Annotated in this window: 12 protein-coding genes; 11 read left to right on the top strand and 1 reads right to left on the bottom strand. The window is 69.3% G+C overall.

The window, feature by feature from the left end; translation table 11 throughout:
- The first annotated feature begins 138 nt into the window (after nucleotides 1-138).
- The 9 genes from ADK67_RS11010 to ADK67_RS10970 all read left to right on the top strand — a co-directional run bounded on the left by ADK67_RS11010 (nucleotide 139) and on the right by ADK67_RS10970 (nucleotide 10299).
- Nucleotides 139-1815 (top strand): ABC transporter family substrate-binding protein, encoded by a 1677-nt coding sequence (locus tag ADK67_RS11010; RefSeq protein ID WP_053716299.1) that lies wholly within the window; start codon nucleotides 139-141, stop codon nucleotides 1813-1815.
- Between the two features lie 345 nt (nucleotides 1816-2160).
- The gene (locus ADK67_RS11005; protein WP_231648119.1) at nucleotides 2161-3933 is read left to right on the top strand and encodes an ABC transporter family substrate-binding protein; all 1773 of its coding nucleotides are present in this window, start codon (nucleotides 2161-2163) and stop codon (nucleotides 3931-3933) included.
- Between the two features lie 147 nt (nucleotides 3934-4080).
- Nucleotides 4081-5079 carry an ABC transporter permease gene (locus ADK67_RS11000; protein WP_053716298.1) on the top strand — a complete coding sequence of 333 codons (999 nt, stop codon included), beginning with the start codon at nucleotides 4081-4083 and terminating at the stop codon, nucleotides 5077-5079.
- Nucleotides 5072-6031 carry an ABC transporter permease gene (locus ADK67_RS10995; protein WP_053716297.1) on the top strand — a complete coding sequence of 320 codons (960 nt, stop codon included), beginning with the start codon at nucleotides 5072-5074 and terminating at the stop codon, nucleotides 6029-6031. The genes ADK67_RS11000 and ADK67_RS10995 overlap by 8 nt, the downstream gene beginning before the upstream one ends.
- Complete coding sequence (locus ADK67_RS10990) at nucleotides 6028-7215, top strand: ABC transporter ATP-binding protein (protein WP_053716296.1); 1188 nt, start codon at nucleotides 6028-6030, stop codon at nucleotides 7213-7215. The genes ADK67_RS10995 and ADK67_RS10990 overlap by 4 nt, the downstream gene beginning before the upstream one ends.
- Nucleotides 7212-8279 (top strand): ABC transporter ATP-binding protein, encoded by a 1068-nt coding sequence (locus ADK67_RS10985; protein ID WP_053716295.1) that lies wholly within the window; start codon nucleotides 7212-7214, stop codon nucleotides 8277-8279. The genes ADK67_RS10990 and ADK67_RS10985 overlap by 4 nt, the downstream gene beginning before the upstream one ends.
- An 82-nt stretch (nucleotides 8280-8361) precedes the next feature.
- Nucleotides 8362-9201, top strand: coding sequence for an N-acetyl-1-D-myo-inositol-2-amino-2-deoxy-alpha-D-glucopyranoside deacetylase (mshB, locus tag ADK67_RS10980; protein ID WP_053716294.1), 840 nt, complete (start codon nucleotides 8362-8364; stop codon nucleotides 9199-9201).
- Nucleotides 9198-9590, top strand: a complete 393-nt coding sequence (locus ADK67_RS10975; protein WP_053716293.1) for a hypothetical protein — start codon at nucleotides 9198-9200, stop codon at nucleotides 9588-9590. Before mshB ends, ADK67_RS10975 begins: the two co-directional genes overlap by 4 nt.
- Entirely contained in the window at nucleotides 9571-10299 is a 729-nt protein-coding gene (locus ADK67_RS10970) for a hypothetical protein (RefSeq protein ID WP_053716292.1), read from the top strand. Before ADK67_RS10975 ends, ADK67_RS10970 begins: the two co-directional genes overlap by 20 nt.
- On the opposite strand, the gene ADK67_RS10965 is transcribed toward ADK67_RS10970, so the two are convergent.
- A complete protein-coding gene (locus tag ADK67_RS10965; protein WP_053716291.1) occupies nucleotides 10275-11012 on the bottom strand; it encodes a GNAT family N-acetyltransferase in 738 nt (245 codons plus the stop codon). The genes ADK67_RS10970 and ADK67_RS10965 overlap by 25 nt on opposite strands.
- A gap of 146 nt (nucleotides 11013-11158) precedes the next feature.
- Here ADK67_RS10965 and fdxA point away from each other — a divergent pair, with 146 nt between their 5' ends.
- Both fdxA and dapC read left to right on the top strand, forming a co-directional pair.
- A complete protein-coding gene (fdxA, locus tag ADK67_RS10960; protein ID WP_053716290.1) occupies nucleotides 11159-11485 on the top strand; it encodes a ferredoxin in 327 nt (108 codons plus the stop codon).
- Nucleotides 11482-12576 (top strand): succinyldiaminopimelate transaminase, encoded by a 1095-nt coding sequence (gene dapC, locus ADK67_RS10955; RefSeq protein ID WP_053716289.1) that lies wholly within the window; start codon nucleotides 11482-11484, stop codon nucleotides 12574-12576. Before fdxA ends, dapC begins: the two co-directional genes overlap by 4 nt.
- The last annotated feature ends 146 nt before the right edge of the window (nucleotides 12577-12722 follow it).

Genomic DNA, 12722 nt, shown 5'->3' with positions numbered 1-12722 from the left:
GGGTGCGAGCGGGGGTGGGGGTCGCCGCGGACAGCGCGGGGGTTGCGTGCGAGGGCGTGATCGGGGTGGGGGAGATCGCGTCGGGGGAGTGGTGGGGTTGGGCGTCAACTGTCAGCGCCGTCTGGCACGCTCGTACCCATGGGGACGCGGAAGGTTCTTGCGGTCGTGGCTGCGCTCGCGCTGGTGGGGGCGGGTTGCACGGCTACGCCGCCACCGCCGCTGGTGCCGTCGACGCCCGGGATGACGGTGGTCCCGAAGGAGAAGCACAACGAGATCGTCGTCGGCGTGGACGACATCAAGGGCGGCTACAACCCGCACACGCTGGCCGGTCAGAGCACGATCACGACGGCGCTGGCGGCGTTGCTCCTGCCGTCGACCTTCCGGACCGACGCGGACGGCAGCCCGCGGCTCGACCTGGACCTCGTGGTCAGCGCCGAGGTGACCAGCGCGGATCCGTACACGGTGACGTACACGTTGCGGCGGGATGCCAGTTGGTCCGACTCGGCGCCCATCGCGGCCGAGGACTTCGTCTACCTCTGGCAGCGGATGCGGGAGGAGCCGGGGGTGGTCGACCCGGCCGGGTACCGGCTCATCGACGACATCACCAGCCGTGAGGGCGGCAAGGTCGTCGAGGTGGTGTTCAGCGAACCGTACCCCGGCTGGCGGAGCCTGTTCCGCGACCTCCTGCCCGCCCACCTGCTGAAAGACGCGCCCGGGGGGTGGAGCGCGGCGTTGGCGGACAGCTTCCCGGCGACCGCGGGGCCGTTCGCGGTCCGCACGCTGGACCAGCCGCGCGGCGAGATCATCCTCGAGCGCAGCGACCGCTTCTGGGAGGCGCCGCCCGCGCTCGACCGGCTGGTCCTGCGCCGCGCCAGCCAGCACGACACGATCGAGGCGTTGAACACCGGTGACGATCAGGTTGCGATCATGCGCGCGGACGCGATCGCGGCCAAGGACATCGACGAGCTGGCCAAGACCACGTCACTCGCCAGTGTGGTCGTGCCCCGTCCGGAAGTCGTCCAACTCCTCCTCCGCCCCGCCTCGCCGCGAATGCAGGACGTCCGCGTCCGCACCGCCGTGCTGAACCTGCTCGACCGCGAAGACCTGATCGCCGCCGGCACCCGCAGCGGACCCAGCGCGAACCTCCGCGCGGACGCCCAGGTGATCCCCCCGAGCAAGCCCGGCTACGTCCCGACCATGCCCGCCAAGGCCGGTGACCCGGCGCTGCTGCTCACCGAGGCGGGCTACACCCGGCCGGAGGGCGGGCAGTGGGCGCGGGACGGCAAGCCGTTCGAGTTGACCATCGCGGCGCCGGCCGGGATCGAGCCGTACGTGACCGTCGCGAACCGCGTTCAGCGTCAACTGTCATTGTCCGGAATCGCCGCACGCGTCCTGACAACGCCGCCCAATCAGTTGTTCGGCCAAGATCTGTCGGATACCGCCGCGTCCAATGAGCCCGTGGACATTGCCGTCGTCCCGCAGGTCGACACCGGCGATTCCGCGGCCGTTCTGGCTTCCACATTCGGCTGCCGACCGGCTCCCGAGGACGGCGGTACACCCATTCCGGCGAATCTGTCCGGTTTCTGCGACCAAGCGGTCCAACCGGTGATCGAACAGGCCCTCACCGGGCAGGTGCTGCTCGCCGACGCGCTGAGGACCATCGAGCCGGTGCTCTGGCAGCAGGCCGTCTCGCTGCCGTTGTTCCAGGTAGCGGACCTGCTGGTGGTCCTGCCGGAGGCGGCGAACGTCACCGCGGGTGCTCCGTTCGCCGGTCCGCTGAGCGCCGCGCGCACCTGGCGGCGTGAAGATCGTTGACCGTTGACCCGGACGAAACACTGGCTTCAAGATGCGTTCGCGGTGCAGTATTGACAGTATTCCCGTCGTCCGGTTAACGAACGCTCCCGCCCGGTAACGACGGAGTTGCATGCTGCGACCACCGTGTCACCCTTTGGTCACGATCGGCCGATGGGCAGTGACCGTGCCGCGCACTGGTTCTTATCGTGCTGCAACGGTGTGTCGGTTCGGGGCGCGTTTGGCACATCACGGTTATGGGTGGAAGTCGGCCCAAACGGTCGCTCCAACCCAGTGCTAGGAGGGCACGTGTCGATGAGGAGATCAAAGGCTGTCTCGGCGCTTGCGCTGTTGACTTCCGCCGCGCTCGTGCTGAGTGCGTGTGGCGGCGGCGGCTCGGGCAGCGGCGATCAAGGCGGGCCGCAGGACCTCGACCCCGGCGCGATCGGTGGTCAGGACGAGCTGTTGAAGCGTCCGAAGGTGGAGGACATCGGCGAGGTCGCGATCGCCGTCGAAGAGGGCTTCAGCAACTACAACAACAACATCGGCGCGACGAACAACTTCGCGAGCACCATCGCGCTGTCGAACGTCCAGCCCTCGCCGTACATCACCGAGCTGGTCGACGGCAAGGTCATCATCAAGATCGACGGTGACCTGATGGAGTCCATCAAGGTCACGTCGACCGACCCGCAGACGATCGAGTGGAAGGTGCAGAAGGCCGCCGTCTGGTCCGATGGCGAAGCCATCGACTGCGACGACTTCCACCTCAAGTGGCTGGCCGCGTCGAGCAAGGCCACCGTCAAGGGTGAGGACGGCTCGGAAGCCTCGATCTTCGACTCGTCCGACACGGGCTACAAGGACATCGAGAAGCTCGAGTGCTCCGACGACGGCAAGACCATCACCACCACGTTCTTCAAGGACAAGGCGTTCGCGGACTACCGCGCCCTGTTCTCGCAGCCCGGTAGCGACAGCCTGCTGCCGGCGCACATCCTGGAGCAGAAGACCGGGACCGCGGACATCACCAAGATCTCGCCCGCGCAGAACGACGAGACGGTCAAGAAGATCGCCGACTGGTACACCAACGGCTGGCGGGGCTTCGACCCGGCGGTCGCGCTGTCCGGCGGCCCGTACATGATCGTCTCGGCGGACCTCAAGGACCAGACGGTCCTGGAGCGCAACCCGAAGTGGTGGGGCAACCCCGGTGGCCCGTCCAAGGTCATCCTGAAGACGAACACGGACGCCCAGTCTGCCGCTCAGCAGCTGCAGAACAAGGAAGTCCAGGTCATCGCCCCGCAGGCGGACGCGGCCGTCGCGCAGCAGCTGCGCGGTGACAGCTCGTTCAACGTCTTCGCGGCCGGTGGCCAGACCTACGAGCACGTCGACTTCAACATGGCGCTGCCCCTGTTCAAGGAGAACAAGGACCTGCGCACGGCGATCGCCCAGTGCTTCGACCGCGACGGACTGGTCGAGAAGCTGGTCTCGGACGTGGACCCCAACGCCAAGCCGCTGGGCAGCCTGACGTTCATGCCGAACGAGGTCGGCTACGAGGACCACTACAGCGACACCGGCAAGGGTGACGTCGCGGCGGCCAAGAAGACGCTCGAGGACGGCGGCTGGAAGCAGGGCGCCGACGGCATCTACACCAAGGGCGAGTTCCGCGCCTCCTTCAAGCTGGGCCACAAGATCGTCCAGCGTCGTGCGGACACCGTGCGCGTCCTGCAGGACAAGTGCAAGCAGGCCGGCATCGAGATCGTCGACGACCAGGCTGCCGACTTCAACGACAAGCGCCTCCCGGCGAGCGAGTTCGAAGCCGCGCTGTTCGCGTGGGTCGGCCAGCCGCTGAAGGCCGGTGCGTACGGCAACTACGCCCAGAAGGACAAGGGCGGCACGGCCAACTACAACAACTACGACTCCGCCGCGTTGACGGAGAAGTGGGCGGCCGCGAACGGCGAGCTCGACTACCAGAAGCGCATCACGATGATGAACGACGCGGACAAGATCATGCGGGATGACCTGCACAGCGTCCCGCTGTTCCAGTTGACCGACTTCGCGGCGTCGAGCGCGGAGATCGGCCCGATCTCGTACATCGGTGTCGGTGGCGGTGTCACCTGGAACCTGTACGCCTGGCAGAAGAAGAAGTAACAGCCGGGCTCGGTGAGTCCAGATAGCTGAGCACTACCCAACCGCCGGGGGGCCGGTGCCACAAGCACCGGCCCCCCGGACGGTGTCCGCGTCCGGTAGGCTCCCACGCTTGCACGCGGGGGTGCCTAGGGAGACTAGAGACTCGTCATGTTCCGTTACATAATCCGGCGGTTGTTGATCTCGATTCCGCTGTTGATCGTCGCTTCATTCCTCTGCTTCGGTCTCGTCAATGCCATGGGTGACCCCCTCGGCGAGTGGAAGCTCCAGAAACCCCGGACACCGGCGGAGATCACCGCCGCGTACGAGCGGACGGGCTACAACAAGCCGTTCATGGAGCGCTACGTCGCCTGGGCGGGCGACTTCGTGACCGGCGACTGGGGCGAGTCCGTCGTCCCCGGCAACGCGGGCAAGCCGGTCAAGGACGAGCTGCTCAAGGCCTTCGGCGTGACGCTGCGGCTGATCCTCGGCGCGGAGCTCATCGCGCTGCTGCTCGGTATCGCCGTCGGCGTCATCGGCGCGGTCAGACAGTACTCGATATTCGACTACACAGCGACCGGTATATCGTTCGCGATGTTCTCGATGCCGTTGTTCTGCGTGGCACTGGTGCTCAAGGCCGGTGGTATCGAGCTGAACAACTGGCTGGAGTCCATCGGGGCCGACCGCTGGATCATCACGGCGGGTCCGCCGGGCGACGGGTTCGGCGGCAGCTTCGGCGAACAGGTGTTCCAGTACAGCGGCGCCTACATCCTGCCCACCATTTCGCTGGTGGTCATCCAGTTCGCCCTCTACAGCCGTTTCCAGCGCGCCTCGATGCTGGAGACGCTCAACGCCGACTACGTCCGCACGGCGCAGGCGAAGGGCATTTCGGAGGCGCGGTCGATCTTCCGGCACGCGTTCCGCAACGCGCTCATCCCGATCATCACGGTCTCCTCCCTCAACATCGGCGCCGGCTTCGGTGGCGCGGTGATCACGGAAACGGTCTTCAGCTGGTCCGGAATGGGCAAGTTCATCGTCGAGGCCATCACGAAGATCGAGCCCTACCAGGTGCTCGGCTTCATGATGCTCACGGCCGTGTTCATCATCGTGTTCAACCTGATCGCGGACATCCTGTACGCCTTCCTGGACCCGAGGATTCGCCTTGACTGAGATCGGTTCCCCCGTGGCGCAGGCGCCCGCGCCCCAGTCGGGCGGCGAGGCGAGCACGTTCGACACGACCACGGCGCGCAAGCAGTGGCAGGTCATCCTGCGCCGGTTCACCCGGCACAAGGCCGCGCTGTTCGGCCTGGTCCTGTTCGTGGTGCTGGTGCTGTTCGCCTTCCTGGGCGGTGTGTTCTGGAAGTACTCGTACACCGACCTGGGCTTCCGCCGGTACCTGCCGCCCAGCGGCGACCACCCGTTCGGCACGGACCGGCTGGGCGGCGACATGGTCGCGCTCATCATCCGCGGCATCCAGTTCTCGCTGCAGATCGCGCTCATGGTGGCGTTCCTGTCCACCGTGATCGGCGTGGTGCTCGGCGCGGTCGCCGGGTACATGCGGGGCTGGGTCGACACGCTGATCAGCCGCTTCATCGACCTGCTGCTGGTGATCCCCAGCCTGGTCATCGCGGCGGTGCTGGTGCGCAACAGCTTCGTGGTGTCGGTGGCGGGCGGCAGCGGCGGCAGCAACTGGCTGATCGTGGCCCTCTACCTGGGTCTGATCATGTGGCTGTCGATCGCCCGCGTGATCCGCGGCATGGTGCTGTCGCTGCGCGAGAAGGAGTTCGTGGAGGCGGCCCGCGCGTTGGGCGCGTCCACGTTCCGCATCGTGTTCCGGCACATCCTGCCCAACACCGTCGACGTGATCATCGTGAACGCCACGCTGGCGATCGCGCAGGCCGTGCTGCTGGAGGCCGCGCTGTCGTTCATCGGCCTCGGCGTGCAGAGCCCGGACACGTCGCTGGGTCTGATGATCAGCCTGAACAAGAACGAGTTGACGCTGCACCCGTGGCTGTTCCTCACCCCGTTCGTGTTCATCGTGCTGATCTCGCTCGCGGTGAACTTCATCGGCGACGGTCTTCGGGACGCCTTCGACCCGCGGCAGAAGAGGGTGAAGGCATGAGTGAGGTGGACGTGATGGGCGCACCGGAGTCCTCGGCGTGGGAGAACACCGCGGGCAGCGGCGAGAAGCTGCTCCGGGTCGAGAACCTGTCGGTGGACTTCCCGACCGACGACGGCACCGTGCACGCGGTGCGCGACGTGTCGTTCACCCTCGGCCCCGGCGAGGTGCTGGGCATCGTGGGCGAGTCGGGTTCCGGCAAGTCGGTGTCGTCGATGGCGATCATGGGCCTGCTGCCCAAGACCGCGAGGATCGGCGGGTCGATCAAGTTCAAGGACCGCGAGCTCGTCGGCCTGAACTACAAGCAGATGCAGCCGGTCCGCGGCAACGGCGTCTCGATGATCTTCCAGGACCCGATGACGTCGATGAACCCGGTGTACACGGTGGGCTGGCAGCTCGCCGAGGCGCACCGGGCACACCACGACGTGTCGAAGAAGGCCGCCTGGGCCAAGGCCGTCGAGGCGCTGGAGCTGGTGGGCATCCCGCAGCCGGACCGCCGTGCGTCGCAGTACCCGCACGAGTTCTCCGGCGGCATGCGGCAGCGCGCGATGATCGCGATGGCGATCATCAACGACCCGGACGTGATCATCGCGGACGAGCCGACCACGGCGCTGGACGTGACCGTGCAGGCGCAGATCCTGGACACGCTGCTGCGCATCCGGGACGAGACGAGCGCGGGCATCATGGTCATCACGCACGACCTGGGCGTGGTGGCGGGCATGGTGGACCGCGTGCAGGTCATGTACGGCGGCACGGTCGTCGAGCAGGGCACCGTGGACGAGGTCTTCGAGGCGCAGCGGATGCCGTACACCGTCGGCCTGCTGGGGTCGATCCCGAACCCGAACCTGCTGGGCAAGCGGCTCACCCCGATCAAGGGCGCGCCGCCGTCGCTGATGAACCTGCCGCAGGGCTGCTCGTTCTCGCCCCGCTGCCCGTTGGCGATCGACGAGTGCCGCGTGACCGAGCCGCTGCTGCTGGAGACCGACCGGGCAGGCCACTTCGCGCGGTGCCACCGCTCCGCGCACCTGGCGACCATCGAGAACCCGCAGCGGCTGTTCGCCCACGAGGAGATCGGCGTGGTCGAGAACCCCGCGTCGCTGACCATGGCGAACCCGGACATCCCGGTGAGCGAGGACCTCGACGTGGTCGAAGCCCGGTTGCACGAAGAGGAGAGGCCGACCTCATGACCTCGACAGACATCAACCCCCAGGCCGGTGGCCTCCAGTCCGGCGCACGTCCGGGCGAGACCCCGCTGCTGGAGGTCAAGGACCTGGTCAAGTCGTTCCCGGTGCGCGGCGGCGGCATCATCCCGCGCACGGTGGGGCAGGTCCAGGCGGTGTCCGGTGTCAGCTTCGACCTGCACCAGGGCGAGACGCTCGGCCTGGTCGGCGAGTCCGGCTGCGGCAAGTCCACCACCGGTCGGGCGATCCTGCAGCTGCACAAGCCGACGTCCGGCTCGGTGAAGTTCGAGGGCCGTGAGCTGACCACGTTGCGGGGCAAGGGCCTGCGGTCCGTGCGCCGGGACATGCAGATCGTGTTCCAGGACCCGTACGCGTCGCTGAACCCGCGCTGGCAGATCAACGAGCTGATCTCCGAGCCGTTCAAGATCCACGGCGTGCCGCAGGACGGCGGCTCGGACGTGCAGCACCGGGTCAACGAGCTCATGGAGCTGGTGGGCCTGAACCCGGAGCACCGCAACCGGTACGCGCACGAGTTCTCCGGCGGCCAGCGCCAGCGCATCGGCATCGCCCGCGCGCTCGCGCTCAACCCGAAGCTCGTGGTGCTGGACGAGCCGGTGTCCGCGCTGGACGTGTCGGTGCAGGCGGGCGTGGTGAACCTGCTGGAGGAGCTGCAGGAACGCCTCGGCCTGGCGTACCTGTTCGTGGCGCACGACCTGTCGGTCGTCCGGCACATCTCCGACCGGGTCGCGGTGATGTACCTCGGCAAGATCATCGAGATCGGCGACCGGGAGGACATCTACGCCCGGCCGATGCACCCGTACACGCAGGCGCTGCTGTCCGCGGTGCCGGTGCCGAACCCGAAGATCGAGCGCAGGCGCCAGCGGATCGTGCTCACGGGTGACGTCCCGTCGCCGGTGAACCCGCCGTCGGGCTGCCGCTTCCGCACCCGCTGCTGGAAGGCGCAGGACATCTGCGCGGTCGAGGAGCCGAAGCTGGAACGGCGCGGCGACGGCGAGGGCACGCTCTCGGCGTGCCACTTCGCCGAGGTCATGCCTGCCCTGGTGGGTTGAGTTCGGCCGCCCCACCCGCGAGGTCGCGGGTGGGGCGCCGCCTGCGGAGCAGCGGCAATTCCACACCGATTACTCTCTTCCGGTGACGCTCACCGCTCCACCACGGTTGCTGCTCGTACACGCACACCCCGACGACGAAAGCCTGTGGACAGGCGGCACGATCGCCCGGTACTCGGCGATGGGCGTGCACGTCACCGTGGTCACCTGCACCCTCGGCGAGGAGGGCGAGATCATCCCGCCCGCGCTCCAGGAGCTGACCGCGGACAACGCCGACCAGCTCGGCGGGTACCGGGTCGCGGAACTGAGATCGGCGTGTGCCGCGCTGGGCGTGACCGACCACCGGTTCCTCGGCGGCATCGGCCGCTGGCGGGACTCCGGGATGGCGGGCGTCGAGGCGAACGGCCACCCGCGCGCGTTCGTCAACGGCTCGGCCGACGAGCAGACCGCCGCCCTGGCCGAGATCATCGCGTCGGTGAAACCGCAGGTCGTGGTCACCTACGACGCGTTCGGCGGCTACGGGCACCCCGACCACATCCGGGCGCACGAGATCACCACGGCGGCGGCGACGGACGTCGACCGCGTCTTCCACGCCGTGACGTCCCGCGCCGCGACCGAGGCGGGCGCGGCGGCGTTGGCGGAGATCGGCGACCTGCCGTGGCGGCTGCCCGCCGAGGACGAGCTGGCGGTCACCGACGACGCGGCGATCACCACCACGATCGACATCTCGGAGCACCTGGTCGCGAAGCTGAGGGCGCTGCGCGCGCACTCCACGCAGATCAGCGTGTGGCAGGACGGCTCGGGCCGGGCCGCGTACGCGCTGTCCAACGGCATCGCGCAGCCCGTCGTGCAGGCCGAGTACTACGTGCTGGCCAAGGGTCCCGCGGAGGGCGCGGAGACGGACCTGTTCGGGGGGCTCGATTGACCGATCGCCTGGCTCTCGTCGGGATCGCGGCCGCGGCGTTCGTGCTCGCGGTGCTGGAGCTGTTCTTCCTGCCGACCCGGCTGGACGGCACGCTGCTGCCGCGGGTGGACGACCTGCCGTTCCCGATCACGGTGCTGCTCGCGATCGTGACCACGCCGATGCTGGTCGTCGCCGCCTCGCGGCACGCCCGCCGCACGCTGGGCGCGGTGTCGCCGCTGCTGGTGTGGATCGGCACGTTGCTGCTGTTCGGCCTGTTCGGCCCGGGCGGTGACGTGGTACTCCTCAACGACTGGCGCACCCTGGTGCTGTTCGCGGGGGGCGCGTTGCCGGGCGCCATCGCGGTGGGCGCGCACATGGGGAGGATCGCCGGTGCCGGAGACGATCACTGACCGGGACGTGGTGCGGGCGCTGCGCCCGTTCGTCCGGGCGACGGGACCGCTGCTGGACACCCTGCGCGACGCGAACCTGCTCGGCCTGCGCGACCGCGAGGTGGAGCGCGACGCCGACCGCAAGCTCGTGGACAAGCTCTGGGACCAGCTGGCCGCGGTGAAGGTGCCGGGCACGGCCGCGTGGACGCGGATGGACGTGCTCCAGCGCGACGAGTTCTGGCTCAACCGGGTCGGCCGGGTCGTGTCGCTGGTCGCGGCGCTGCCCGGCATCGGCGGCGTGCTCGCCGACCGGCTGCCGATCCAGTCGGCGCTCGGCGCGGCCGGGCAGGGGCTGCTGCTGTCGGCGATCGCGGGGGAGCACGGGTTCACCTCGACCGAGGACCGCGTGCGGCTGCTCGCGCACGTGCTGTTCCAGCGGGAGGTCGACGGGCTGCCGGTGGACCCGAGCAAGGAGGACGAGCAGACCGCCCAGCTCACCGAGGAGCTGCGGGAGCGGTCCACGTTCCGGGCGATCGGCGCCACCATCTGGAAGCTCGCCAAGGTCCTCTGGAAGCTGGAGGACGAGCTGGACAAGCGCCCGCAGGGCCGCCTCTACCACCAGGCGCTGGGCATGCTGCCCGTCGTCGGCGTGGTGGGCGACTACTTCGGCGAGCGCTCGGCGTTGAAACGGGTCCGCAAGGCCGCCTACGCGTGGTTCGACACCCAGTAGCGGTAGCGGTGGTGCTCGACGCAGCCCAGCGACTCGTACAGCGTGATCGCGGGCTTGTTGTGCTCGGCCACCTGCAACGCGCACGTCGTCGCGCCCCGGTCGACGGCCCACGCCGCCAGGCCACCCATCAGCCTCCGCGCCAGGCCGAGCCGGCGTGCCTCGGGGCGGACGGCGAGCCGTGCCACGTGCAGCAGGTCGCCGACGACGGCGCCGCGCACGGCGGCCAGCACCCGGCCGCCGGCGACGACCGTGCCGAAACCGACCTGCGCGCCGGACGCGAGCACGTGCCGTTGCGCGGGCGTGGGGTCGGGCTGCGCGGCCAGCTCCCACCATCCGGGAGAAGGGCTGTCCGAAATGTCCACCTCGGCGTCCTTCGGGGTGGCGAACCCAGCCGGTCGGCCCGTCATCACCAGCGACTCCGCGCCGCCCGGGTGGTCCACGTCGACCCGCCAGCCCGCCGCCGCCACCGCCGCCTCGGCGGGCGCTCCGATGACCACGTGGGCGGCCGGTTTGATGCCGTTGGAGGTCGCGAAGTCGATCACTTCGGTGAGCGCGTCGGCGACCGGGACGCCCGGATCGCCCGTGGTCAGAGCGCTGTTGGCCCGTCCGGTGAACCCGCCTGCGGCCCGCAGCCGCCACTGCCCGAGCGGCCGGTCGACCAGCGCCGGCCACGCGTCGGCGCACCGCTGCTCCAAGTCGGTGACGTGCTCCACCCCCGCATGGTGCCCCGCCCGGGTGGGCGGCGGTCTGTGAGCTGGAGCACGGTGCTGATAAGGCAAGCCTGAGCGTTGGACAATCGACTCCGCCGCGTACTCTCCGGCTTGCGCGGTGTGGACCAGAACAAGAGCAGGAGAGCGCAGTGACCTATGTGATCGCCCAGCCGTGCGTGGACGTGCTCGACAAGGCGTGCATCGAAGAGTGCCCCGTCGACTGCATCTACGAAGGCGACCGGATGCTCTACATCCACCCGGATGAGTGCGTCGACTGTGGTGCTTGCGAGCCGGTGTGCCCCGTCGAGGCCATCTACTACGAGGACGACGTCCCGGACGAGTGGAAGGAGTACACGAAGGCGAACGTGGACTTCTTCGACGAACTGGGGTCCCCGGGCGGCGCCTCCAAGGTCGGCAAGGTCAGCGCCGACCCCGCGTTCATCAAGGCTCTCCCCCCGCAGGCGTCGCACGAGTGACGTTCAGCAGGAGGCTCCCGGACTTCCCCTGGGACTCGCTGGCCGACCACGCCGCCAAGGCGCGCGCGCACCCTGGTGGCGTGGTCGACCTGTCCATCGGCACGCCGGTGGACCCGGTCCCGGAGCTGATCCGGCACGCCCTCGGCACGGTCGCCGACCAGCCCGGCTACCCCACGACGCACGGCACGCCGGCGTTGCGCGAGGCGGTCGTGGGCGCGTTGGCGCGGCGGCACGGCGTGGTCGGGCTCGACCCGGCGGCGGTGCTGCCGACCATCGGGTCGAAGGAGCTGGTGGCGTGGCTGCCGACGTTGCTGGGCCTGGGGCCGGGCGACGTGGTGGCCATCCCGGCGTTGGCGTACCCGACGTACGAGGTGGGTGCGCGGCTGGCGGGCGCCACTCCCGTGCGGCTGGCCGACGGTGAGCCGCCGCCGGCCGGGACGTCCCTGGTGTGGCTGAACTCGCCGTCCAACCCGACCGGTCGGGTGCTGTCGGAGGCGCAGCTGGCGCAGGCCGTGGCCGACGCGCGGGCGGTCGGGGCGGTCGTCGCGTCCGACGAGTGCTACCTGGCGCTGGCGTGGGACGCGCAGCCGGTGTCCGTGCTGCTGCCGTCGGTCAACGGCGGTGCGCTGGACGGGGTGCTGGCCGTGCACTCGTTGTCGAAGTCGTCCAGCCTGGCCGGGTACCGCGCGGGGTTCGTGACGGGCGATCCGGCGCTGGTGGCGTCGTTGCTGGAGGTGCGCAAGCACGCGGGGATGATCGTGCCCCGGCCCGTGCAGGCGGCGATCACGGCGGCTCTGAACGACGACGCGCACGTGGCGGAGCAGCGGGAGCGTTACCGGGCGCGGCGTGCCGTGCTGCTGCCCGCGTTGACCGCGGCGGGCTTCACCGTGGACCACTCCGAGGCCGGCCTGTACCTGTGGTCGACCCGTGACGGCGAGAACGCCTGGGACACCGTCGCGTGGCTGGCGGACCGCGGCATCCTGGCCGCTCCGGGCACGTTCTACGGCCCGACGGGCGACCGGCACGTCCGCATCGCCCTGACCGCCACCGACTCGGCCATCGCCACCGCCACCACCCGCCTCACCTCTTAACCGCGAGAGTCCTACGTTCACGTCGCGAGAGTCCTACGTTCGCGATCCCTGAATTCAACGCTCAGGCCGACCACTCGGTATGGCCGAACGTTGAACTCAGAGGCGCTGAACGTAGGACTCTCGCGTGCTGAACGTAGGACTCTCGC

Origin of the sequence: Saccharothrix sp. NRRL B-16348 (assembly GCF_001280085.1) — a bacterium.
Lineage (GTDB): Bacteria > Actinomycetota > Actinomycetes > Mycobacteriales > Pseudonocardiaceae > Actinosynnema.
The sequence above is the reverse complement of the archived record's forward strand: the minus strand, read 5'-3'. Positions and strand labels throughout refer to the sequence as shown.

Excerpts from the sequence above, each read along its gene's own strand:
- ADK67_RS11010 (WP_053716299.1), top strand. The coding sequence starts at position 139 with ATGGGGACGCGGAAGGTTCTTGCGGTCGTGGCTGCGCTCGCGCTGGTG.
- ADK67_RS11000 (WP_053716298.1), top strand. The coding sequence starts at position 4,081 with ATGTTCCGTTACATAATCCGGCGGTTGTTGATCTCGATTCCGCTGTTG.
- ADK67_RS10990 (WP_053716296.1), top strand. The coding sequence starts at position 6,028 with ATGAGTGAGGTGGACGTGATGGGCGCACCGGAGTCCTCGGCGTGGGAG.
- ADK67_RS10985 (WP_053716295.1), top strand. The coding sequence starts at position 7,212 with ATGACCTCGACAGACATCAACCCCCAGGCCGGTGGCCTCCAGTCCGGC.